This is a genomic window from Roseovarius roseus (assembly GCF_043355935.2).
Taxonomy (GTDB): Bacteria; Pseudomonadota; Alphaproteobacteria; order Rhodobacterales; family Rhodobacteraceae; genus Roseovarius; species Roseovarius roseus.
Genome location: NZ_JBHFPE020000023.1, coordinates 1 through 23,986 on the forward strand (window position 1 = coordinate 1; position 23,986 = coordinate 23,986).

12 protein-coding genes and 12 pseudogenes are annotated in these 23,986 nt (G+C 58.1%); 17 read left to right on the forward strand and 7 right to left on the reverse strand.

The features are described from left to right. Nucleotides 1–436 precede the first annotated feature (436 nt). Together ACEWPL_RS17995 and ACEWPL_RS18000 are read left to right on the forward strand one after the other, a co-directional pair. Nucleotides 437–2,209, forward strand: coding sequence for an ABC transporter ATP-binding protein (locus ACEWPL_RS17995; RefSeq protein WP_393931231.1), 1,773 nt, complete (start codon nucleotides 437–439; stop codon nucleotides 2,207–2,209). Nucleotides 2,210–2,323: 114 nt separating this feature from the next. After that, nucleotides 2,324–2,464 carry a hypothetical protein gene (locus ACEWPL_RS18000; protein WP_393931233.1) on the forward strand — a complete coding sequence of 47 codons (141 nt, stop codon included), beginning with the start codon at nucleotides 2,324–2,326 and terminating at the stop codon, nucleotides 2,462–2,464. 33 nt (nucleotides 2,465–2,497) lie between these two features. Here the strand turns inward: ACEWPL_RS18000 and ACEWPL_RS18005 are convergent. Further along, a pseudogene (locus ACEWPL_RS18005) lies at nucleotides 2,498–2,728 on the reverse strand (integrase core domain-containing protein); the annotation flags it as partial. A gap of 41 nt (nucleotides 2,729–2,769) precedes the next feature. Further along, nucleotides 2,770–3,042: pseudogene (locus tag ACEWPL_RS18010) on the reverse strand (transposase); the annotation flags it as partial. Between the two features lie 136 nt (nucleotides 3,043–3,178). On the opposite strand from ACEWPL_RS18010, the pseudogene ACEWPL_RS18015 reads away from it, so the two are divergent. Beyond that, a pseudogene (locus ACEWPL_RS18015) lies at nucleotides 3,179–4,434 on the forward strand (IS110 family RNA-guided transposase). 235 nt (nucleotides 4,435–4,669) lie between these two features. Here the strand turns inward: ACEWPL_RS18015 and ACEWPL_RS18020 are convergent. From ACEWPL_RS18020 to ACEWPL_RS18030, 3 pseudogenes are all read right to left on the reverse strand, one after another. Then, nucleotides 4,670–5,484 (reverse strand): annotated as a pseudogene (locus ACEWPL_RS18020) (IS3 family transposase); the annotation flags it as partial. Between the two features lie 68 nt (nucleotides 5,485–5,552). Then, a pseudogene (locus ACEWPL_RS18025) lies at nucleotides 5,553–6,685 on the reverse strand (IS3 family transposase); the annotation flags it as partial. A 288-nt stretch (nucleotides 6,686–6,973) separates the two neighbouring features. Beyond that, nucleotides 6,974–7,093: pseudogene (locus ACEWPL_RS18030) on the reverse strand (IS110 family transposase); the annotation flags it as partial. A 392-nt stretch (nucleotides 7,094–7,485) separates the two neighbouring features. On the opposite strand from ACEWPL_RS18030, the gene ACEWPL_RS18035 reads away from it, so the two are divergent. From ACEWPL_RS18035 to rfbA, 8 genes and pseudogenes are all read left to right on the forward strand, one after another. Beyond that, complete coding sequence (locus ACEWPL_RS18035; protein ID WP_393932200.1) at nucleotides 7,486–8,016, forward strand: hypothetical protein; 531 nt, start codon at nucleotides 7,486–7,488, stop codon at nucleotides 8,014–8,016. 131 nt (nucleotides 8,017–8,147) lie between these two features. Then, complete coding sequence (gene lptC / locus ACEWPL_RS18040) at nucleotides 8,148–8,783, forward strand: LPS export ABC transporter periplasmic protein LptC (protein ID WP_393932198.1); 636 nt, start codon at nucleotides 8,148–8,150, stop codon at nucleotides 8,781–8,783. Between the two features lie 71 nt (nucleotides 8,784–8,854). Further along, nucleotides 8,855–9,611 (forward strand): IS5 family transposase gene (locus tag ACEWPL_RS18045; RefSeq protein WP_393932196.1). Its coding sequence is split into 2 segments (ribosomal slippage): nucleotides 8,855–9,192 and nucleotides 9,191–9,611, totalling 759 coding nucleotides; the frame shifts between segments, so codons are not numbered across the junction. 103 nt (nucleotides 9,612–9,714) lie between these two features. Next, nucleotides 9,715–10,647, forward strand: a pseudogene (locus ACEWPL_RS18050) (IS110 family RNA-guided transposase). A 463-nt stretch (nucleotides 10,648–11,110) separates the two neighbouring features. Continuing rightward, nucleotides 11,111–11,677, forward strand: a complete 567-nt coding sequence (rfbC, locus tag ACEWPL_RS18055) for a dTDP-4-dehydrorhamnose 3,5-epimerase (RefSeq protein WP_393932194.1) — start codon at nucleotides 11,111–11,113, stop codon at nucleotides 11,675–11,677. Next, the gene (rfbB, locus tag ACEWPL_RS18060; protein WP_393932192.1) at nucleotides 11,674–12,714 is read left to right on the forward strand and encodes a dTDP-glucose 4,6-dehydratase; all 1,041 of its coding nucleotides are present in this window, start codon (nucleotides 11,674–11,676) and stop codon (nucleotides 12,712–12,714) included. Before rfbC ends, rfbB begins: the two co-directional genes overlap by 4 nt. Next, nucleotides 12,711–13,556 (forward strand): dTDP-4-dehydrorhamnose reductase, encoded by an 846-nt coding sequence (rfbD, locus tag ACEWPL_RS18065; protein WP_393932190.1) that lies wholly within the window; start codon nucleotides 12,711–12,713, stop codon nucleotides 13,554–13,556. The genes rfbB and rfbD overlap by 4 nt, the downstream gene beginning before the upstream one ends. A gap of 74 nt (nucleotides 13,557–13,630) precedes the next feature. After that, a complete protein-coding gene (rfbA, locus tag ACEWPL_RS18070) occupies nucleotides 13,631–14,497 on the forward strand; it encodes a glucose-1-phosphate thymidylyltransferase RfbA (protein ID WP_393932188.1) in 867 nt (288 codons plus the stop codon). A 232-nt stretch (nucleotides 14,498–14,729) separates the two neighbouring features. Here the strand turns inward: rfbA and ACEWPL_RS18075 are convergent. Beyond that, a pseudogene (locus tag ACEWPL_RS18075) lies at nucleotides 14,730–15,331 on the reverse strand (IS66 family transposase); the annotation flags it as partial. Nucleotides 15,332–15,720: 389 nt separating this feature from the next. Here ACEWPL_RS18075 and ACEWPL_RS18080 point away from each other — a divergent pair. The 6 genes and pseudogenes from ACEWPL_RS18080 to ACEWPL_RS18105 form a co-directional block, all read left to right on the forward strand. Beyond that, a pseudogene (locus tag ACEWPL_RS18080) lies at nucleotides 15,721–15,963 on the forward strand (IS481 family transposase); the annotation flags it as partial. Between the two features lie 72 nt (nucleotides 15,964–16,035). Next, nucleotides 16,036–17,250, forward strand: coding sequence for an IS256 family transposase (locus ACEWPL_RS18085; RefSeq protein ID WP_393932184.1), 1,215 nt, complete (start codon nucleotides 16,036–16,038; stop codon nucleotides 17,248–17,250). A gap of 48 nt (nucleotides 17,251–17,298) precedes the next feature. Beyond that, nucleotides 17,299–17,553: pseudogene (locus tag ACEWPL_RS18090) on the forward strand (IS481 family transposase); the annotation flags it as partial. A gap of 225 nt (nucleotides 17,554–17,778) precedes the next feature. Further along, a pseudogene (locus tag ACEWPL_RS18095) lies at nucleotides 17,779–18,142 on the forward strand (integrase core domain-containing protein); the annotation flags it as partial. 364 nt (nucleotides 18,143–18,506) lie between these two features. Next, entirely contained in the window at nucleotides 18,507–22,094 is a 3,588-nt protein-coding gene (locus tag ACEWPL_RS18100; protein ID WP_393932182.1) for a rhamnan synthesis F family protein, read from the forward strand. A 54-nt stretch (nucleotides 22,095–22,148) separates the two neighbouring features. After that, on the forward strand, nucleotides 22,149–23,066 hold the full coding sequence (locus tag ACEWPL_RS18105; protein ID WP_393932180.1) for an NAD-dependent epimerase/dehydratase family protein: 918 nt from the start codon (nucleotides 22,149–22,151) through the stop codon (nucleotides 23,064–23,066). 304 nt (nucleotides 23,067–23,370) lie between these two features. Here ACEWPL_RS18105 and ACEWPL_RS18110 read toward each other — a convergent pair. Then, nucleotides 23,371–23,919: pseudogene (locus ACEWPL_RS18110) on the reverse strand (IS3 family transposase); the annotation flags it as partial. Between the last annotated feature and the right edge of the window lie 67 nt (nucleotides 23,920–23,986).

The following is a 23,986-nucleotide window of genomic DNA, read 5'->3' on the forward strand; positions in this document are numbered from 1 at the left end:
AACCCGATACGACAGATGCCCAAAAGTCTTTCTATCCGCAATCGCCCTCGCTGCGATCGTGATCTATTGGCTATGAGGCCTGACCCTAAGTAGCAGGGTGCGAGCCATTAGGCTCAAGTCGGACCCTGTCGCCTCCCGATTCGATCAACATTTTGAAGGTTCAATCATGGTTCAATCATAGAGAGTAGCAGGTGACGCATCGGACCTAAGCCAAGATTGGGGTGGGGTATTGCTTGGTACGATACTCATAGCTGGAGCTTACCAAGCGTCTTGCAGTCCGTCCCGAGGTGTGCGAGCACCAAACTGGTTATCAGATCGCTTTTCAGACGCATGTGCTTGGCATCACTTCAACCGCGCACATACGCAAGTCTCGAGTAGTTAGACAGTTTTAGCGGCCGCTTTCTGAAACCCAACGGTCGACCTTTGGAAGAAGCAAATGCGCAAAGAATCAAAAAAACAGCCGATGTTCACACGGAAGGACAGAGACAACATAAAGTGGTTTTGGCGTCTTTATCTCAAAGACAAGGCGCCTTGGTTGATTGTCGTACTAGTAATGGTCAGCCTTCAAGCCTTCGTTTACCAGCAATTCTTGTCGCTTACAGAAAATGGCTTAAGAGTGATATTTGACGAGGGTTCAATTTGGAAGCTCGTCCAAGTTTGCGGCATTGTCTTTGCACTTTTTTTGACCAGAGGTCTTCTTTCGTATGTTGTGCCCAGAGTGTCTGTTTGGCTTGCCAGTAATGCGGTACGTTCCATGAGGCAAGATCTCATTACACACTACTTGCGTCTGGATCTGGCCTATTTTGAAAATACAAAGTCCGGGGATATTATTTTGAGGCTGGTCAATCAGGTTGACGCCCTTAGTAATTTCGTGGGCCATGGCACTGTAGGCGCGGCTCGAGACTTCGTTACTGTCTTGGTCGTCTCGGGATATTTGATTTACAAATCACCGATTTTGTTTTCGGCGGCGATCATTGTTATCCCTGTGCTAATTCTCCTCATGCGAGCTGTTTCCGCGAGTATTAAGAGAATCCAACAAAGCGCAGAAAATGCTTTTGGCAACTACATGTCAGGCATTGAGGAAATGGCAAATGGAATGCGCACCGTCAAAATCTCAGGCCAGGAGGACAGGGAAAGAGAGCGCCTGTTCGAAGCGACGGATGGCATTCGAGATCTGACCATCCGTCTGAATGCGGCTCAAGCGCTCTTCCCACCTTCAATAGATCTGGTCTCGGCCTTCGTCTATGTGCTAGTAATCGGTGGGGGTGGATACATGGTGATCCAAGGAGGATACGCCATGGATGCCGCTGGCATCATCGCGTTCTTACTTGGTTTGGTCATTATGTTTGACCCAATGCGCTTGCTGGCGAGCTTCTTTTCTCAACTACAGGCGAGCCTAATTCTGCTTGATAGTGTTCGCGGTATCTTTCGCGAAGACATTAGAATCAAGGACAAGGATAACGCGGTTCTGGAATTTGATAAAGCTGGAGACATTGATTTCCAGAACGTAGACTTTTCGTATAACCCTGAGCACCCACTTTTCAATGACTTCGACTTACACATCGAAGGAGGCAAAAAGACGGCCATCGTTGGTGCGACAGGTTCCGGAAAAACATCACTGCTCAGCTTGGTCAGCCGTCTCTACGATGTAGATTCCGGGCAAGTAACAATTGGAAAAAAAGACATCCGTGACATTAAAGTCAAAGCTTTGCGAGGCGCCTTTTCAGTGGTGGCGCAAGATATTGTTATCTTCAATGCCTCAATTTGGGATAACATAAAGTATGTGGCGCCAAATGCAACTGATGATGAGGTGTGGGCGGCGGCCGAAGCCGCCGATATTGCAGACCTAATTCGGGCCCGAGGAGACGCGCCGACTGGCCCCAAGGGAAGTCAGCTCTCCGGCGGCCAAAAACAACGCATTGCGATTGCGCGTGCTTTTCTACGCTCTGCGCCTATTCTACTACTGGACGAAGCAACTTCCGCGTTGGACCAGAAAACCGAAGAGCGGATCCAAGGTTCGCTAGAGCGTTTGGCAAAAGGGAAAACGACCATTATTGTGGCGCATCGTTTGTCGTCGGTTGCCACGGCAGATAAGATTTATGTGTTAGATAGCGGATCAGTCGTGGAGCAAGGCAGTCACGCAGAGCTCATAGCTCAGAGCGGTCTCTACGCCGCAATGTATGACGCCCAAAAGGATGGCTACCACTGATTCGTTTTTCCTTCGCAGTGCTCCGGTGACTTGTAGATTGAGCTAATGGGGTGAACTGCCTTCTCACCAGCCCGCTGCTATCAATGCAGACATAAGTGGAGAGAGGAGCATCTGATGGACATCAAGGTTCTGGGTATTGATCTGGGCAAGACCCTTTGCAGTCTCGCCGGGCTGGATGAAGCGAGAGCGGTCGTTTTTCGCAAACGACTCCAGCGTGTCCGTCGTCAAATAATATGGGACATCCGAGCGGCTTGAGCATTGGAGGCTCTGGCTCGTTCGTGTGATTGATTATACGGCTTGTTTCTGGTGTTGCAAGCGGCGCTGTCGGATTGTCTGTTTCTTGATCTTCTCCCTTTCCCTGAGAATGGCTTTATCGCGGCCGAAGTAGACGTCGGCGGGTGTGACGTTGTTCAGACTCTCGTGGTATCGTTGGTTGTTGTAATATTCGACGAAGGCTCCGACCTGCTGCTCGAGATCGCCGGGCAGGTAATAATTCTCCAGCAGAACCCGGTTCTTCATAGGGTAATCCCCCCGTTTTTACGGGGGCTTGGTCGTAGAATTTACGCGGCCACTCTCAGTTTCTGAGCGGGCGTCATGCCGCCATTGCCCATGTTGGGGCGCTCGTTGTTGTAGGACCAGAGCCACTCGGGGGCAATCTGCTGCACCTCGTCGATGGTTTCGAAAATGTGGAGGTCCAGCCATTCGTGCCGGATCGTCCGATTGTAGCGCTCGACATAAGCGTTCTGCTGCGGTTTCCCCGGCTGTATGTGGGCCAAGGCGATGCCCTTGTTTTCGGCCCATTCCATGAGGGTGCCGCTGATATATTCCGGGCCGTAGCACGTCGGGAAGAAGGGTTGCTGATAGGTTATGGCCACGCGCGCAGCCTTTAAATTGTGCAGCGGGTGGCCATAACCGGGTCTCAGGTCTCAACAGTGGTTTTGCATAACCACACCGCTGAGGAGAGCGGCTATGACCGCTACCTATGCTACCCTTTCAACCGTGTTGGTCGCCATCGACATTTCCAAGCATCGACATGAGGTGCTGATCAGCATTCCCGGCAAGAAGCGCCGCCGTCGACTGACGATTACGAACACACTGGAAGATTTCCAGCGCTTGGCCACCGCTCTCACCAGCTACGACCTGCCGGTGCGGATCGGGTTTGAGGCGACCGGCAATTATCACCGCGCCTTGGCACATCATCTTGGCCAGGCCGGGTTCGAACTGAAGCTGGTGTCTTCCGTGGGGTTGGCCCGAACGCGCGAGGCTCTGCACAACAGCTGGGACAAGAACGATCCCAAGGACGCCCAGGTCATCCTGCACATGCTGGAGATCGGGGCGGTGCAGTTCTTCCATGATCCGCTGATGACCGGGACCGCCGACATTCAGGAGTTGTCGAAGACCCATGAGATCGTCTCGCGCTCGAAGACCGAGTTGTGGCACCGCATCCTGACGCATTATCTGCCCCTCTACTTCCCCGAGGCCGAGCGGCTTCACCAAAGCTCGCGGACCGACTGGTTCCTGGCGTTCCTCGAGAAGTATCCATCGCCACACATGATCACGGTCATGAGCCGGGAGGCCTTCATCGCGGATGCATGGCAGGTGGTCGGCCGCAAGGTCTCCAAAGAGCGTCTGCTTTCAGACTTTTACGCTACTGCGGTCGGTTCGGTAGGGCTGCCGGTACATTCCGACTCCGATGCCATCCGCATGTTCCGCCTGGTGCTGGCCGAGGGCCGCAGCCTGATCCGACAGCGCGATGTGATTGAGGCGCGGGCCGTCGAGCTGCTCTCGGACCTCCCCGATTATCAGCTACTGACCACCATTCCCGGCATCGGCCCGATCAACGCCATGACCATCCTGGCGAGGCCGGCGACCTACGTCGCTTCCGCCATCACCGACAGTTCCTGAAGTTCTGTGGGATGGATCTCGCCACCGTCCAGTCCGGCATGTTCCGCGGCCAGAGCCGCATCTCGAAGTATGGCAATGCCCGGCTTCGGCGCACACTCTGGATGGCCGGCCAAACCGCCGTGCTAAAGCGGACTAACAGCTTCCGGGACAAGTTCGAGCGCTACATCTCGAAGGATCGACATAACGCGCATCTGCGTCGCAAGGCCTATACAGCGATCGCTGCCAAGATGGCGCGCACCGTACACGCCGTCGTCAAAAACGGCGCACCCTATCGCCCCTTCTTCGAGGGGGTGAGCCCAGGCGGAAGGACCTCTCTCTGATGAGCCCTGGAGGCAGTTCGCTGACCTCGTAGATAATGTTCGGGCCTTCTGCTTGGGATTTGGGATCTCGTATTGAGGACGGTGAGGGCCGCCATCGCGCGTATCCTGTGTTTGCTATGGAAGAGATCATTTCTTGACGGCAGATCCCGTCTGGGCAAATCTATCAGGGCATCCGGTTCGCCGGATGCCCCATGACCTGCTGATCCAAGCAGCCAGATTTTTCCCGACATAGGACGTTGTCGACGCGAATGGTTCGAGGCGCACTGCGCCATTTGATGATCTGGTTCAGGGCCCGGACAACGTGTTCGGCGGGCAACGAGAAGTCGATTTCAATGCCCAAACCTTCACGGTTGAAATCGTCCAAGACGTTCAGCAGCCGGAACTGGCGCCCATCTTCAAGGCGATCCGCCATGAAGTCCATGGACCAGACCTCATTCGCAGCTTCCGGAACCGCCAGCGTGTCAGGCTTCTCCCGTTTCAACCGCTTGCGCGGTTTGATCCTGAGGTTCAGCTCCAGCTCGCGGTAGATACGGTATACGCGTTTGTGGTTCCAGCCATGCCCCTGGACATTCCTCATGTACAGGAAGCATAGGCCAAAGCCCCAGGTCTTCTTTGCCTTCGTCAGCCCAAGCAGCAGGTCGGCGATCTGCTCGTTCTCATCGTTCAGCTTCGGGCTGTACCGATAGCAGGTCTCGCTGACCTCGAAGGCCCGACACGCCAGCGCGATGCTGACGCCCCTTGTTGCCACCGCTTTCTCGGCCAGCGCGCGGCGGTTCGCTGGCCGTGTCACTTTTTTCCGAGCGCCTCTTTGAGCAGGTCGTTTTGCATGCTGACGTCCGCATACATGCGCTTAAGGCGCCGGTTCTCCTCAGCTATGGCCTTCATCTCGCTGATGAGGCTGGCGTCCATACCGCCGTACTTCGCACGCCATTTGTACAGCGTCGCACTGCTCATCCCGTGCTCGCGGCACAGCTCGGCAGCGGGCGCTCCCCCTTCCATCTGGCGCAGCACACCCATGATCTGGGCCTCGGTGAATCGTGTCTTCTTCATCGGAATCTCCTCGTTCATCCTGCCGAGAAAATTCTACTTCCGCATCCCCTTAACATCGGGGGGATTACCATAGTTTGGTGCCAGCGTTCGATCTTGCCTTGTGTCTGTGGGTGGAATGGCGCCCCGCGGACGTGCGTCATTTTGTGATCCTCCAGCCAATCGGCCAGATCGCCAGAGATATAGCATGAGCCGTTGTCGCTGAGCAGCCGCGGCTTGTGGCGCACGACCGCCTGGTGGCAACCCGATTCCGCCAGAGCCAACTCGATAGTGTCGGTCACATCGGCAGCACGCATGGTGCTGCAGAGCTTCCACGCAATGATGTAGCGGCTGTAATCGTCCAGGATCGTGCTGAGGTAATACCAGCCCCACCCGATGATCTTGAAGTAGGTAAAATCGGTCTGCCACATCTGGTTGATTGCCGTGGTTTTGTCTTTGAACTCGTCAGCCGCCTTGATCACCACATGCGCAGGCGCCGTGATCAGGTCGGCTTCCTTCAGAATGCTATATGCTGATGATTCAGATATAAAATACCGCTTCTCGTCGGTGTATTTCACCGCCAGCTCCCGTGTCGTCAGGGCCTCAAATTCCAGCGCGAACTCGATCAAATCATCGCGCCGATCCTGTGGAATACGGTTCTAGACAGATCCTGGACGGGGTGCATGGTCCGCCAGGGCATCAAGGCCGCCGTCGACATAACGATCATACCAACGGTAGAAGGTCGCGCGCGGGATGCCCAGCATGTCGAGGGTCTGCTTGGCCGGTAGATGTGAGCCTTCAACCGTTCGGATGATTTCCAGCTTCTCGGATGCGGGATACCTCATTCCTCGGCCTCCCCAGCCCCTGTCATGCTTTTTTTGAGCAGACAGTTCTCAAGGGTCAGGTCTGCCACGTATTCCTTCAGGGCAAGTGACTCCGAGCGCAGTTCTTTGACTTCTGGCGACGTTGCCTGCCGGGCCGTGTCGCCGGACAATCGCCGCTTGCCAGCCTCAAGGAATTCCTTAGACCAGCTGTAATACAGGCTTTCGGCGATGCCTTCACGGCGACAGAGCACGGAAATGCTCTCTTCGCCTCGCAGACCCGCCAAGACGATGCGGATCTTCTCCTCAGCCGAATAGGTCTGAGGGGTCTTGCGGCGGATGTTCTTGACCAGCTTGTCAGCTGCGTCCTTAGGCTCATGACTTCGGTAACGGGTCGACCCCAGTCAAGGCATTTTGCGCAAAAAGACTGATCCCGCCGAAGCAGGAGAGCGGCCCTTTCTGGCGTCAGCGCCTGATCGTCACGCCGCTCTGCAATGAGGTCCTTTGGGCACATGCTTCGGTCCGTGGTCAGCGCGCGGCCGCCAACATGATGTTGGTTCGGTGCAATTCCGATGTGCCCATCTCATTAGCGTGCTTGACGGATGCCAGCGACGGTCCAGAGCACGACATCATCGGAACCACGTCCCTGCGGGGCCTCGAGGGCCTGCGATCAAGCAGGCAACGAGTGCGGATCAGGTCTTCAGCGCAGCCTCCATTCGAAATGTCGTTCCGTCGACCCACATGCGATGCAGAATAACTGAAATCCAGCGTTCCAACGCGACCATGACCATTTTCCGGCCTCGGCGTTTTGCACCTGGGGGAAATAGGGCTCCTGACGAGCCACCTGCGCATCGCTCAACCAGTAAAGATCAGACATTACACCGCTTCGTTCTCGAAGCCGTGAATCACGCAGAGAGACTGAAATCAATGGATCCAGAGCCTAGCAACTTTGAAAGATCGCAGGGCAGGGGCCAATGGCACAACTATTGCCAACCGCCGTGTCGTTCAGCTAAAGCTAATGAGCCACATCAACGCTAACTAGTCAGCGGCTGGCGACGATAGTCTGCGGGCCGCGAGTTGTAGATCAAAGCTATGTTCGTTCAAGTCAGTGTTCGTGGATAGGACAGTTGAGTGAACACTGCAGTCTTTTAAGAGCCTGCTTCGATGCTATCGCTCCCCTTTATACTTAGATGGAGGCCTCGAAATGGGCACACTAGTAAAATATTCTTCAGTTGTGGGGCACTCCTTGGCGCAGGTTTTGAAGGTGTCAGTGCTGTCGGGATTTCTGTATCTGCCAACGTCCTCATGCGGTTTTACACCTGTCTACGGAAGCAATTCTACCGCTCAAGAAGTGTTGGCGAGCGTTGAGCTCGAAGATCCTACTAACCGGGTTGAACAGGTTTTCCTAAAGGCCGTCGAACAAAGATTTCCGCGTCCGGGCAACCCGCAATACCGAGTTAATTACAGCATTGGGTTGGACTATCAAGGGCTGGACGTAATTGGCGCTACGCGTGTTCAAATCATTGGAAAGGTGGTTGCTGACTTGGTAGACACAAGCACATCGACGAAGAAATTTTCTTTCGTAGTCGACGGCCTTGCGGGCTATTCAGCAACCGCCGATTTCGGTGAAACCCAAAGACGGGATGCTGAAGAGCGGTTGATGCAGATCTTAGCGGACCGCTTTATCACTGACCTGATGATACGGTCTAGCATGCTGGACTCTCCAAATAACTAACACTCTGTTATTGAGGGGAGTTCAGCTCTGCCTAGATAGTGCTAGCCATTCAATAGGTGGCGTTTTCCAATTTCCAAATAATTGCGTTTTATCATGTTTTCAGATGTACATGTATGGTCAGGAGTGCGTCAGTGAAGCTACTTCTATCCCATCTAGAATTACGCTCCAAATTGATTTTCGTAGTTAAAACACTTCTAATCACTGTGGCTATTTATATGTTTGCCTCTATATTCTTTACTTCGAACGAGGGTGTCCCGGAAGGTGTAGGGTTTCAGGCGCAATTTGCTAAGAATAGGGAAGAGAAATCCTCTCAAATAACGAGGCCGATATTCTCCGGCCTGAGCGATTCCGGGCACAAGATTGAGATTAACGCAATCATGGCTACTGCTTCAAATGAAAGCCAAAGCCCTTTTTTTCTCAAAGATGTGGAATCATTGGTCCGGACAACACAAGGTTCAGTAACTTACCTTGACGCGAAATATGGACAGATTTGGTGGGGCAATAGTTCAGCTCTATTCAAAGGGGACGTCAATGTCACGACTGGTGACGGTTATATATTGACCACTGCCCAAATGGAAGTTCGCTACGATAAAGTATTTGCTAAGAGCTTGAGTCCAGTAAGCGGATTTGGTCCACTTGGAAATGTTCGGTCAGATAGCATGGTTTTGAATGAGAGTGACGATACAGGCATCGTAACGTTACGTCTTATGGGGAATGTTCTGGTTACTTATCATCCAGACAGGGCGACGTCGCTTGCCGTCGATTGAAAGCTCTAGGGTCAGGACCCATTGATTTTAGTGTAGCAGCCTGACTCACCGTCCAAAACGGAGCGGTGAACATGTCTGATCTTTTCTGGCTGACCGAGGCGCAGGTGGCGCGTCTTGAGCCCTATTTCCCGAAGTCCCACGGCAAGCCGCGCATCGATGATCGGCGTGTGCTGAGCGGAATTATCTTCATCAATCGCAATGGATTGCGCTGGCGCGACGCGCCTGCGGAATACGGTCCGCACAAGACGCTTTACAATCGCTGGAAGCGATGGAGCGACAAGGGCGTATTCGCGCAGATCATGGCGGGTCTATCCGCCGAGCACGGCGAGGAAAAGACGGTCATGATCGACGCGACCTACCTGAAGGCACACCGGACCGCGACCAGCCTGGCCGCGAAAAAGGGGGGGCGGCCGCCTGATCGGTCGCACCAAAGGCGGCATGAACACCAAGCTGCACGCCATCTGCGACAGCCGGGGGCGGCCTCTGAACCTGTTCGTCACCGCCGGACAGGTCAGCGATTACATCGGTGCGCGGGCTCTGCTGGACAGTCTGCCAGACGTGGAATGGCTGCTCGGGGATCGAGGCTACGACGCGGACTGGTTCAGAGACGCATTGAAAGACAAGGGGATACGGGCCTGCATCCCAGGTCGGAAGCAGTGCAAGGCAACCGTGAAATACGACAAGCGCCGGTACAAACTTCGCAACCGGATCGAGATCATGTTCGGAAGGCTCAAGGATTGGCGTCGCGTTGCGACCCGGTACGACAGGTGCCCGAAGGTCTTCCTCTCCGCAATCGCGCTCGCAGCAACCGTCATCTATTGGCTATGAGATGCTGTAACGGGGCCTGCGTCGCGCGCTGCCTGTTACCGCTTGCAAGATCAGGTGCAAGTTATCGACCATCCCGTATTGGAGCCATATGGAGGACGACGGGATGAGACTGTTTGTAGGGTTGGATGTGTCACTCGCAAAGACTGCGATTTGCGTCATCAGCGAACATGGCAAGATCGTGAAAGAGACGTAGGCCGCCAGTGAACCTGAAGCATTGCTGCGTTGGGTGCGAGAGCAGGAAGGCACTGTGGCGGCCATCGGCCTAGCCATGCCGATCAAGACGGATCGCAGGGATGCCGAGGGCATTGCAAGGCTTCTTCATCTCGGTTGGTTCAGGCCGGTTCATTGTAAATCTGTCTCAGCGCAGGAAGTCCGTGCCGTGCTCGGAGCCCGAAAGGCCATCCAGCAGGGCATGATTGCTTTGGAAATGTCGATGCGTGGGCTCTTGCGGAACTTCGGGCTCAAGGTTGGTGCCATCTCTCCGGGCCGCTATGAACAGCGCATTCGCGAACTCGCAGACGGCAATCCAATGCTGGAGACTGCGACAGCACCGATGCTTCGAGCGCGGGCAACCTTGCGGCAGGAGCTGGCAGGATCGGAGCGCCTTGTTCGCCAGATGGCTCAGGATGATCCAGTCTGCCGGCGACTTATGTCTATGCCTGGGGTAGGCGCAGTGGTCGCGCTAACCTACCGATCAGCTGTCGATGATCCCTCCCGATTCACATCCTCCAAGAAAGTTGGAGCGTGGGTCGGAATGACGCCATCGCGCAACCAGTCGGGCGAACGCGACGTATCGGGCGGAATCACGAAGGCTGGCGACGTCAATCTGCGCCGCGCATTATGTCAGGCTGCGACTGTCATGATGCATCGCGGACGGTCAACATGGCTGAGAACATGGGCCGCGCAGGTCGCACGACGCCGCGGTGGTAAGCGCGCCATGGTTGCACTGGCAAGGCGTATGAGCGTCATCCTGCACCGAATGTGGGTCGATGATGCCGACTTCCGGTCAGACATTGCCGTGCCCCATGCCGCCTAAACGACCGCGTTTCCTGCCGTCCCTTACCTGACTGCAGGCCTTTGAGGTCCCCCAGGGACGTGGTTCCGATGATGCCGTGGTCTGGACTGTTGCCGGTTCACATCGAGCACGCCAATGAGATGGGCGCATCGGAATTGCATTGAACCAGCATCATGTTGGCAGCCCCGCGCTGACCACGGACCGAAGCCTGCACCCGGGTGAACTCAGATGAAGGCCGCAGTGAAAAAAGACGGCTCAGAAAGAAACCTCACCAAAAACCGCAGACCGGCGGCCGGATACGCACGTCAAAAAAAGCCTTGACTGAGAAGTCCCCGTTACCGAAGTCCTGACCCTAGCTCAGCATTTGGCACGCCCCACTAAATTTGACTCCCGCCACTGGACTTTCGAGCTTCTCACACCTATCCAGCGGAATTATGCATGGTGACGCAGCGGTTTTGACTAAGAGCCATAGGTAGATGAATTGTTGATCGAAGAATCCGGCCTTCCGGGCGTAAAGATCCTGACGCCCAAGCGTTTTGGCGATCACCGGGGGTTTTTTAGCGAAAGCTGGAACAGCAAGGTTCTAGCAGCCCATGGGATCGCGGCCGATTTTGTGCAGGATAACCATTCGCTGTCGATGGAGGCGGGCACGGTGCGCGGGTTGCATTTTCAGTCGCCGCCGCATGCGCAAGCCAAGCTGGTGCGCTGCGGGAGCGGGCGGCTCTTCGATGTTGCCGTCGACATCCGGCGCGGCAGCCCGACCTATGGGCAATGGACCGGGGTAGAGCTCAGTTTCGAGAATGGGCGGCAACTTTTCATCCCCGCGGGCTTCCTGCATGGCTTCGCGACCCGCGAGCCGGAGACCGAGATCATCTATAAATGCACCGATTTCTACGCGCCCGAATGCGATGGCGCGGTGCGCTGGAACGATCCCGCCATCGGGATCGACTGGGGCGTCGAGGTGGGTGAGGCCGTGCTGAGCGACAAGGATGCCGATGCCCCGTCGTTTGCCGATTTCGAGACACCTTTCGTTTACGGAGAGCCGTCATGAAGATCCTGGTGACGGGCGGGGCGGGTTTCATCGGCTCGGCGGTGGTGCGGCAGGCCGTGGGGCGTGGCCATGGCGTGGTCAATCTGGATGCGCTGACCTATGCCGCCTGCCTCAAGAATGTCGCCAGCGTGGCGGAAAGCCCGCTTTATGCCTTCGAGGAGGCCAATATCTGCGACCGCGCCGCGCTGGACCGGATCCTGTCCGAACACGCGCCCGACGCGATCATGCATCTTGCCGCCGAGTCGCATGTCGATCGGTCTATCGACGGCCCCGAGGCCTTCATTGACACGAACATCACCGGCACCTACCGGCTGCTCGAGGCGATCCGCGCCTATTGGAACTCGCGGGGCAAGCCCGAGGATTTCCGGTTCCACCACATCTCGACTGACGAGGTCTTCGGCTCGCTCGGGGCCGAGGGGCAGTTCACCGAGACCACGCCCTATGACCCGCGCAGCCCCTATTCGGCCTCGAAAGCGGCGAGCGATCACCTGGTGCGGGCCTGGCACGAGACCTATGGCCTGCCGGTCGTGCTGAGCAACTGCTCGAACAATTACGGGCCCTACCATTTCCCGGAAAAGCTGGTCCCCGTGGTGATCCTCAACGCGCTGGCGGGCAGGCCGATCCCGGTCTACGGCGATGGCGCGAATGTGCGTGACTGGCTCTATGTCGAGGATCACGCCGATGCGCTGCTGACGGTTCTGACCAAGGGCGAGGTCGGGCGCAGCTACAATATCGGCGGCGAGAACGAGGTCAGCAATCTCGAACTGGTGCGGATGATCTGCGCCATCCTCGACGCCAAGAGGCCCGAAAATGCGCCGCATGCCGACCTGATCACCTTCGTCGCCGACCGACCCGGCCATGACCAGCGCTATGCGATCGACCCCACGCGCATCCGCACCGAGCTGGGCTGGCGTCCATCGGTGAGCGTCGAGGAAGGGCTGGCCCGCACCGTTGATTGGTATCTGGGCAATTCCGATTGGTGGCGCGCGCTGCAGAACCGCGCCGGCGTCGGTCAGCGGCTGGGGGTCGGCAAATGAGTTTGCTCGTATTCGGTGCGACGGGCCAGGTGGCCAGCGAATTGCGCGGGCAGGCTCCGTCCGGCATCTTCCTCGATCGGGCTAAGGCCGACCTGGCCGATCCCGCCGCCTGCGCCGAGGCCATCCGCCAGCACGCGCCATCGGCCGTGATCAACGCCGCCGCCTATACCGCCGTCGACCGGGCCGAGGAAGAAGAGGCGCTGGCGACGGTCATCAACGGCGAGGCGCCGGGCGCGATGGCGCGGGCCTGCGCCGCGCTCGGGATCCCGCTGGTGCACCTGTCGACCGACTATGTCTTTGACGGCAGCGGCACCCGCCCCTGGACGCCGGACGATCCCGCCGCGCCGCTTGGCGCCTATGGCCGCAGCAAGCTGGCGGGCGAAGAGGCGGTGCGCGCCGCGAAGGGCGCGCATGTGATCCTGCGCACCTCCTGGGTGTTCTCGGCCCACGGCGCCAATTTCGTCAAGACCATGCTGCGCCTGTCCGAAAGCCGCGATGCGCTGACCATCGTGTCCGACCAGATCGGCGGGCCGACCCCGGCAGAGGCCATCGCCGCCGCATGCCTCAGGATCGCCGCCGACCTGCAGAGCGATCCGGCAAAGACGGGCACCTATCATTTCTCGGGCCGCCCGCCGACAAGCTGGGCGGATTTCGCGCGCGCGATCTTTGTGCGCGCCGGCCGCGACGTGACTGTCACGGACATTCCCACGTCAGATTACCCGACCCCGGCGACACGGCCCCTGAACTCGCGGCTGAATTGCGATGCAACGAGGGCGGCGTTCGGAATATCCTGCCCCGACTGGCAACAGGCGCTCGATGCGCTCGTCCCGGATCTGACGTAGGGGCCGGATACCGAAGGCAGAGGACCACGGAAGGTCCCGGCGATCAGGGGCCAAAAAAGAAGGAAGGCAGGGACATGACGGCACGCAAGGGCATCATTCTGGCAGGCGGATCGGGCACGCGGCTCTATCCGGTGACGATGGGCATCTCCAAGCAATTGCTGCCGATCTACGACAAGCCGATGGTCTATTATCCGATCTCGGTGCTGATGCTGGCGGGCATCCGCGAGATCGCGCTGATCACCACCCCGCAGGACCAGGACCAGTTCCGCCGCCTTCTGGGCGATGGCGGCCAATGGGGCCTCTCGTTCACCTATATCGCGCAGCCCTCGCCGGACGGTCTGGCGCAGGCCTACCTGCTGGCCGAGGATTTCCTGGCCGGCGCCCCCTCGGCGATGGTTCTGGGCGACAACATCTTTTTCGGCCACGGCCTGACCGAGCTTCTGGCCGAGGCCGATGCGCGCGCCGAGGGCGGCACAGTTTTCGGCTATCATGTCTCGGATCCCGAACGCTATGGCGTTGTCGGCTTCAATGCCGAGGGACAGGCCGAGTCGATCGTGGAAAAGCCCTCGAAACCTGCCTCGTCCTACGCGGTCACCGGCCTCTATTTCCTCGACGAGACCGCCCCCGAGCGGGCCCGCGCCGTCAAGCCCTCGGCGCGCGGCGAGCTTGAGATCACCACCCTTCTGGAGATGTATCTGCATGACGGGCTGTTGAACGTGCAGCGCATGGGGCGCGGCTATGCGTGGCTCGATACCGGCACCCATGCGAGCCTGCTGGACGCGGGCAATTTCGTGCGGACCCTGTCGATGCGGCAGGGCCTTCAGACCGGCTCGCTCGACGAGATCGCCTTCGCCCGCGGCTGGATCGACCGCGCGGAGTTGAACTGCCGGGCGGATCTCTTCGGCAAGAACGATTACGGCGCCTACCTGCGCGTTCTCTAAAATCCGGTCGTTTGCATATGTGTCTCAGATATGAAAAGTGAGTTACGCACCCCCTGCACCTGTGGCTCGAAACGCTTGTCGAGATGCTCCCGGACCAGCACTTTGATGATGTCTCCATCAAATTGTGTAATCCCGGTTCTTGATCAAAGCTTGACGTATCAAACCGGCTATCGAATCTTTTGGAAGTTCGTTTTCTTGGTAAGCGGTGTCTGAGCGGCACTCGGTCTCAGCTTTACGGCTGGAAGTTCCAGGGGGGAGTTCATCGAGCCGGCTGGCAGGGTGACCTGCAGCAATGGCTTCGAGGGTGGCCTTGAGGTAGGCGACGGGCTCGACACCATTGATCTTTGCTGTGGCGATGAGCGAAGCGATGCGGCCCCAGGCCCGGCCACCTTCATCATGGCCGGCGAAGAGGTCGTTCTCACTGGTTAGGGCGGTCGAGCGGATCAGGTTCTCAATGGCATTGGAGTCGATTTCGACGCGGCCATCGTGGAGGAAGGTCTGCAGCCCGTCCCACTGCCGGTGGACGTAGGCCAGCTTCTCTCCAAGGCGCGATTTTGAGGAGATCCGGCAGCGCTGGCTTTGCAACCATTCTCCGATCCCGGCAACAAGCGGCGCGGTGCGGGCCTGCCGGGCCGACAGCCGCTGGACGGGGCCCATGCCGCGGATCTCACCCTCGATGCGGTAGAACTCTGTAATCCGGCGTAGTCCCTCGGCGGCGATCTCCGAGCCGTCGCGGTCGAAGACCATCTTCAACTTCCTACGGCCATGCGCCCAGCAATACGCGACCGTGACCGGCGCGCCACCTTTCCGCGAGGGGCGTTCCAGCCGGTTGTAGCACACTTAGGGTGAACCATTTTGGCGTCCGCCAGAACCAATTAACGTACTGAAAATTTATACTTAATGGACTTGGAGCGGAACAAAGTCAGGCTTCTACTTGGGGAATCCGGGTTAAGGGTGGAATGATGTTTGTTCTGCAAGAACCAGTTTCAACTCACCGAGATGGCCGTCACCGGCCAGAGGGTCCGCTCTATCCTTGCCGTCATCCGCCGGTTGCGAGCGCCTCCGTCATGCGCATAACTGTTCCATCCCGGATGATCACATAAGCCCTCGGCGATCTGCCCTTTTCATGGCAAGATCGGCTCTGAGGGAAGTTCGGGACGAGGCGCGGTCATGTTGATCCACTTTACAAGCAAGCCACGACAACGCCGAAGGTCCGGGCCGCGATACAGGCGAATACGGAGACTGCGCCGGTGCTGGCCGAGCGGTTCGGGGTCACGGAGCAGACCGTGTACAAGTGGCGGCACCGCGACAGCGTCGAGGATCGCAGTCATACGCAGCACCGGCTGCAGACAACTTTGACGACCGCCCAGGAGGCGGTGGCGGTGGCCTTACGCACGACGCTGCTGGTGTCACTTGATGACCTGTTGGCGGTGGTGCGTGAATTCTTGAACCCGAATGTCTCGCGCGGGGCTGGATGAGAGTGTCAGATCTTCTGTGTATGACTGATCCGGTTCATGCTTCACCAAAAGGAAGCATGTATGACAATCTCCAAGGAACTGCTGGACGAACTTCTGAAAGGCGTGGATCGCCCTGAGGACCTGCTCGGCGATGCCGGGCTGCTGAAGGAGCTCAAGATCAAGCTCATGGAGCGGATGCTGGGTGCCGAGCTGACGGCGCATCTTGGCTATGAGGAAGGTAAGGAGGTGCCCCAGGGTCAAGCCAACCGTCGGAATGGCGCCTCGCGCAAGGTGCTGAAGGGACAGGACGGCGAGATGCCGGTGGCGGTGCCTCGCGACCGCGACAGCAGCTTCGAGCCCGAGCTGGTGAAGAAGGGCCAGACCCGGATCGACGGGATGGATGACAAGATCATTGGTCTCTATGCCGCCGGGCTGACGGTCCGCGACATCCAGGCCCACCTGCTCGATCTCTACGGCTTGAAGGTCTCCCCCGATCTCATCAGCCGCGTCACCGACGCGGTGCTCGACGAGGTCCGGGAATGGCAGAGCCGGGCGCTGGAGCGGATGTATCCGATCGTGATCTTCGATGCCCTGCGGGTAAAAATCCGCGACGCCGACAGCCGGACGGTTAAGAACAAGGCGGTGTATGTGGCGCTCGGCGTTAATCGAGACGGCCAGCGCGAAGTTCTGGGCCTGTGGATCGCCGAGAACGAAGGCGCCAAATTCTGGCTCTCAGTGATGAACGAGCTGAAGAACAGGGGCACACAGGACATCCTGGTCGCCGTCGTGGACGGTCTGAAAGGCTTTCCTGAGGCCATCACGGCAGCCTTCCCCGACGCCATGGTCCAAACCTGCATCGTGCATCTGGTGCGCCATTCTCTGAACTTCTGCTCCTGGAAGGACCGGAAGATCGTGGCCGCCGACCTGCGCCGAATCTACAGCGCTCCAACCGCCGATATGGCTGAGGCCGAACTCGATGCCTTCGAAGAGAAATGGGCCGCAAAATACGCGTCCATAGCTCCAGCCTGGCGCCGGGCGTGGCAGGAGGTGATCCCGTTTTTTGGCTTCGATCCGGCAATCCGCAAGATCATCTACACGACGAATGCCATAGAAAGCCTGAACCGCGTGATCCGCAAATCGATCAAGACGCGGGGCAGCTTCCCGACGGATGAGGCCGCGACCAAGCTCATCTATCTCGCTATCCGCAACTTCGAGAAGGATGGCAGAAATGTCAGGGAATGGTTTGCAGCCCGTAACCAGTTCGCCGTAATGTTCGGCGAGCGCTTCGACGCTTGAGTATCTGAAACCGCATGGACCGGGCCGGATACACAAAGTTCATGACACTCCCGGCTGGATCGCTGCCTGCGTCGTCACGGCGTGGAAAACCTGCGCGACCTGAAGGCGAAAGCACCAAAGCCAAAGCACAGCACCTTCAAAGCCTACGAGACCGGCTACATCCACATCGATGTGAAATACCTGCCGCAAATGGCCGATGAGAGTTCCCGCCGCTACCTCTTCGTGGCAATCGACCGCGCAACACGCTGGGTATTCATCCGCGTCTTCAAGTCAAAGACGGCGGCCAACGCCCGGCGCTTCTTGCCGGGAATGCTGATCAGCACCTCATGTCGATGCTTGGAAATGTCGATGGCGACCAACACGGTCGAAAGGGTAGCATAGGTAGCGGTCATAGCCGGTCTCCTCAGCGGTGTGGTTATGCAAAACCACTGTTGAGACCTGAGACCCGGTTATGGCCACCCGCTGCACAATTTAAAGGCTGCGCGCGTGGCAATAACCTATCAGCAACCCTTCTTCCCGACGTGCTATGGCAAGGAGTTCACGGATCGCCTCTTCGGCTTGCGCAAGCGTGCCGCGACTAGCGCACGAGTTCGAAACGCTGTGCGCGGCTCTCGGCATCGAGGATCGCCTCACGCCACCGAAGTCGCCTCAAACCAACGGCTGGGTCGAGCGCTTCAACGGCCGCATCGAAGAAGTGTTTCAAAGTCACCACTTCCGATCAGGCGAAGAATTGGAGACGACGCTGCACCGCTACGTCTGGCTCTATAATCAACAGCTCCCGCAATCAGCCTTGGACAGCAAGACGCCCTTGCAGGCGATGAAGGACTGGCGCAAAATTAACCCGGAGCTGTTCAAGAAACGGCCATACTACCTGCCGGGATTTGACACATAACGCTTAAACTGTCCGAGGGAAAACGAAAGCGGCAGGACAAGTCCGTCCGCCGCGCTGAAAAACACCGCCGCCGGGACACAACACGGCGATTTCGTGATCCGAGCCGCCCAGTTCTAGCAGCCTGCGCGACCGCAGACGCGGGTCGGGGCGAAAAACGTTTGTCCAGCGGGCAGATTCAGGCGATCTTCACTTTAGACGGCGTGCTACTTAGAAAATGTCGGTATATTTAGGGGTCCGGTCAAAAAGCAGCGCAACCATAAACGCAATTGGAAGGCTCAATTTTCAATGCTGGCAACGCGACTAAAGCCACAGGTGCTCTCAGCAATGCATCGTTTCAGTCGTTTTCCGAGGGTTCAAAGTCGACTTGGACACGGAATTCAACGCATACTGGACGCTCTGGTGCCACGGTGTTACCGCCCGTATTCGTACACATGCGCCCAAAGCCGCGCGAAAGAAAAAATATGAAAGACCGATGACTCAAACAACCTTTCTGGGACATAAGATCTCCCGCCCATCCTACATTCCGATGACCGCATGGCTCCGGCACGGTCCGTTTGCGATGTGGCTCGTTCAGGCCGCCCGGCCACGCACGATCGTCGAACTTGGTTCGCACTACGGCTATTCCTATTTCGCCTTCTGCCAGGCTGTGACATCCGCCGGTCTGCCCACCCGCTGTATCGCGGTCGATACCTGGCAAGGAGACGAACATTCCGGCCGCTATGGCGAAGATGTATTCGAGGCCGTCCGCGCCCAAAACCAGCCCTATGAAGGGTTCAGCACTCTGCTGCGCAGAACCTTTGCCGAGGCGCTGGCCGATGTTGAAGATGGCTCTGTGGACGTGTTGCATGTGGATGGGCGGCATTTCTACGACGACGTCAAAGAAGACTATGAGAGCTGGATTCCGAAGCTTTCAGATCGTGCGGTGGTTCTTTTTCACGACACAGAGGTGCGTGAGCGGGGCTTTGGTGTCTGGCGCTATTGGGAAGAACTGGCGCAGGCGCATCCGGCGTTCAACTTTCCCTACCAGCACGGGCTAGGTGTGCTGTTCCGCGGCGAGGATCTCTCGCCAGAGATGGGAGCGTTCCGCCGTCTGGTGCATGACGATGCCGGGCGCGACGCGGTGACCGCGCTGTTTGCCGCGCAAGGCGAGGCACTGGCGGCCGATCACACGCTGAACGAGCTTGCCGCGAAAGTCGCTAGCGGTCCTGATGCGCTGTCACAGCTGCTGACTATGCTCGACAGTGGGGATCTTGTCTCGGAAAGCCAGCTGCGTCCCCTCGATGCGGGTGCCAAAAGCCTATCCGAGGCTCTCGAAGCGGAGCACGCGAAGCAGCGCGCCTTGTCGGCGCGAATTAACGACCTGTCTGAAATCGTCTCGCAATACCAAGCTCAGACTCTCGATCTGCAAGCCGAAAGCCGCGATTTGCAAGCCGAAAGCCGCGATTTGCGCGCGACGCTTGCGCAGGCCCGGTGGCATCCCGGACAGGTCTGGAAAGAGCGCGCAGCCTTTCTGGTCTTGCGCTGGCTGGCCTCCAGCGGCTTGCCGCTCAGTGAGCGGAGGCGGAACAGATTTGCCCGTAGCGCCCAGAAACGCGATCCCAGCCGCAGCCTGATCGGCGCGCCGGGAGCCCCCGAACAGACACCGCAGGTCGCTTTAGACCGGGTACCCACCAGCGGCGGCACCACTGCCAAAGTGATCCCGGGGCGCCGTATGCAAGACCCGGCGCGCGGCAATGTCCTTCTTGTGTCACATGAGGCCAGTCAAACCGGCGCACCCATCCTTGTGCAGAACGTCGCCCGGGTGCTGTCGGAGCGCTACAATGTCACAGTACTTTGCCTTCGCGGCGGTGATCTTCTGGATGCAATGCTGGATGTGTCGGTGGGCGTGGTTGTTGCTGGGGGGGGCTATTCAGGGCCCAACAGCAACATTAGGCGTTTCCTCAAGCGCTACGTGTCAGAAACCCGCCCCGACTTCACCATAGTCAATTCAGTGGTCTCCGCGCCGATTTTGCCAATCCTGTCCCGGATGGATATCCCCACGGTCTGGCTGATCCATGAGTTCGTTTCATTCTTTCCCAGTCCACAGGGCCCCTTCCACGACTTTATGAAATATTCCGACAGCGTAGTCTTTTCTAGCCCGCTGACGCTGGAAGATGCCCACGTCGCCAGCGCCATCGAAGCGTCGCCAAATATCCGAATCCTGCCACAGGGAAAATGCCTCGTGCCGTCAGACGGCGGGACACCGACCGGCACTGACAGCTGTGGGCCGGAGCGCGAACGCCTTACGGCGAAGCTGCGTCCTCCGGGCGAGGAGGACACCTTCGTCGTGATTGGCGCTGGCCACGTACAGCGCCGCAAGGGCACCGATCTCTTCATCGAGGTTGCGCGCCACGCGATGGCCGAATCACGGGAACGGGCCGATGGGCGCAAGCTGCGCTTTGCGTGGATTGGGGACGGTTTTGACGACAAGTTAGACCCGCCCTATTTTCTTTCTTTGCAAGACCAGTTGAAACGCGCTGGCGTCAGTGGCGACGTCCTTTTCGTGTCGGCGACAAGAGACATCGACTACGCGTATGAACTGGCCGACATGCTTGTCCTGCCGAGTCGGCTGGACCCGCTGCCCAACGTGGCGATTGATGCGATGATAGCCGGGCTGCCGGTGCTGTGCTTCGAGAGCGCCACGGGTATCGCAGGAACCCTGAAAGACATCGGCGTCGCCGAAGCTTGCGTGGCCGAATACATCAACACCGCCGACATGACCTACAAGCTGCTGGCGCTGGCTGACGACGCGGCGCTTTATGACAGAGTCTCGACCACTCTTCGCGACAGGGCCCCTTCGATGTTCGACATGGAAGCTTACGTTGCGGAACTAGAATCGCTGGCTCTGAACGCCGGTGCCCGCCGCGAGGCCCGCAAGGCCGATGCTGCAACCATTGCTGCCGAACAGTGCTTCGAGGAAGTATATGTGCGCTTCCCCGGCGATGCGCTGAAAGGCCGGGAATCTACCGCTAAAGACTACCTCGAGCGGCTGTCGCGCGCCGCGACCCCCCGGCGCCCCGAACCCGGTTTCAATCCGCATATCTTCCGGATGCACCAGCGCGCCGAAGGCCAGCCTGAAACCAGCGATCCCTATGCCGACTTCCTACGGCAAGGCCGCCCAGAAGGTCCTTGGGCGTTGCAAGTCATAAGAGATACCGTGCCGGCGAGCCCGACGGACGACGCATCCGGGCTGCGCGTGGCTTTGCAGATCCACGCCTATTACATTGACCTGTTGCCCCGCCTTCGCGCTCATCTAGAGGCCAATCAACTGCGCCCTGATCTTTTCGTTAGCACGACCAGCAGAGAGAGCGCCGCCGAGGCGCGCAGCCTGCTGGACGGCTACAGCGCCCGGACAGAGGTGCGCATGGTGCCCAACGTCGGACGTGACGTTGCCCCCCTCCTTACCTGCTTCGGCCCGCAACTTGTTCATGATTACGACGTGATCGGCCATGTTCATACGAAAAAGAGCCTATTTCTCGGCAAGACTGACGTTGTCGAAACCTGGGTCAACTTACTCTATGAAAATATCTTGGGCGGGGAAACAGGCGGCCCGATGATCGACCGCATTCTGAACGCAATGGCCGAGGCACCGGACGTCGGCATTGTCTTCCCAAGCGACCCGAGCCTGATCTCCTGGTCGCGCAACCGCGATCAGAGCCAGCGACTTGCAAGAAAGTTGGGGTTGGACGGGTTGCCGGAGATTATCGACTTTCCGGTTGGCACGATGTTTTGGATGCGCGCCGAGGCACTGCGGCCATTCGTCGAACTGGGCCTGCGGTATGCGGACTACCCAGCAGAGCCAATTGCCGATGACGGCACAATGCTGCACGCGCTGGAGCGGCTGTTCGGCGTTGCTCCGGTTTTGCAAGGCTACCGTGCGGCGGTCACCTACGTAACCGGGCTCACGCGCTAGAGAGGCGCGCACCGCAAGGGCGGTGCGGAAACGGGCAAAGAGGAAGGAACGAATATGCGCGCAGTGGTTCTGGGAGGCAGCGGGTTCATCGGTTCCCATGTGGTCGATGCGTTGCAAAAAGACGGCCACGATGTGACCGTTTTCGACCGGGCGATGGAGCGCTACCGCGATCCCGTGCCGGGGGTTGACTACATGCTCGGTGATTTCTCGGACAAAATGACACTGGCCGAAGCGCTGAACGGAAAAGACGTGGTCTTTCACCTCGTGAGCACGACCTTTCCCGGCACGGCCAATCTTGATCCCAAGGTCGATGTCACGGGTAATTTGATCGGCACGCTGTCTTTGATCGAGACAATGACATCGCTTGGCATCAAGCGGCTGGTCTACCTGTCCTCGGGCGGCACAGCCTACGGTCCCGCTCCGGGCCATCCGATCCCTGAGGACTACCCGCTCAGCCCGATCAATTCCTATGGCATCGTCAAGGTTGCCATCGAGCGCTATCTGGAAATGTACCGGGCCGCCCAAGGGTTGCAGCCGGTGGCGATCCGTGCGGCCAATCCATATGGACCGCGTCAGGGGCATGCCGGGGTTCAGGGCGTGGTCGCCACCTTCATGCGCAATGTCCGCGACGGCCAGCCGATTGAGATCTGGGGCGATGGGAAGGTGGTGCGGGACTACCTGCATGTGTCCGATCTTGCCGCGCTTTGCGTCACAGCGGGAAAGAGCGATTTCTGCGGCGCACTCAATGCCGGGTCGGGACAGGGACATTCGCTGCTGGAGCTCATCGAAGCGCTGTCAGACGTATCCGGTCAGCAGATCGCGCCGAATTTCAAGCCGGGCCGCAATATTGACGTGCCCTATTCAGTGCTCGACATCACCCGCGCCCATGAAGTGTTGGGCTGGATCCCTGCCACCGAGTTCCGCGAAGGTCTGCGCGAAACGTGGGAGTGGTTTCGGAAAAGTGGGGTGTGACCGCCTGTCTCAGTCGCTGGGTTTTTGGGAGAACGGGCGGAGGGCCTTGGCTTTGCTCCGAAGTGCCTGTGCGAATGTCCCTTGCAGCCTACCGATGACCTCCAGGGCAATGTCGGACAAAGGAAACCAGTGCCGACAGCCCGCGCGCGAAATAGTCCTTGGTCACTTCGAAGAGGGTGAGGAAGATCATTATTGAAAGCGAAGCGGCTCTGAACTGGCCCCCTTTTCGACCGGACACTCAGGCATAACCATGGAGGCTTAGGGATTGGACCTGTCACGCTTTGGTGCCGCCCCAAGTGCTCGTTTAAGCTACTTTTCGTTCGTAGGCGACGGGGCTTTTCCAGCCGAGTGCTGAGTGGCGTCGTCGCGGGTTATAGAATCCATTAATGTATTCAAAGATCGCCATCTCGGCTTTGCGTCGTGTTTCCCATGACCTGCGCCAGATCAGCTCGGCCTTGATCGTTTTGAAGAACGTCTCGACCGCCGCGTTATCATAGCAGTTACCTTTTCCGCTCATCGATACCTTGAAGCCATTCTGGCGCAGGATCTTCTGATAATCGTGTGAACAATACTGCGATCCGCGATCCGTGTGATGAATGCAGCCTTTGGGCGGTTGTCGGAACGCGATTGCCATCTTCAAAGCCCTGATCGCAAGGTCACGCCTCATGCGATTGCTGACCGCCCAGCCAATGATACGGCGTGAATGCAGGTCCAGGATCACGGCCAAATACAACCAGCCTTCGCGGGTCCAAACATAGCTGATGTCACCAGCCCATTTCTGGTTTGGTGTATCTGCACCAAAGTCACGATCCAGCAGGTTTGGCGCGATATTGAACTTGTGGTTGTTGATTGTCACTGAGAACTGACCCGGCAACTGCAGAAATTGTCATCGAGAATTGACCCATGTGCAACCTTGCCCC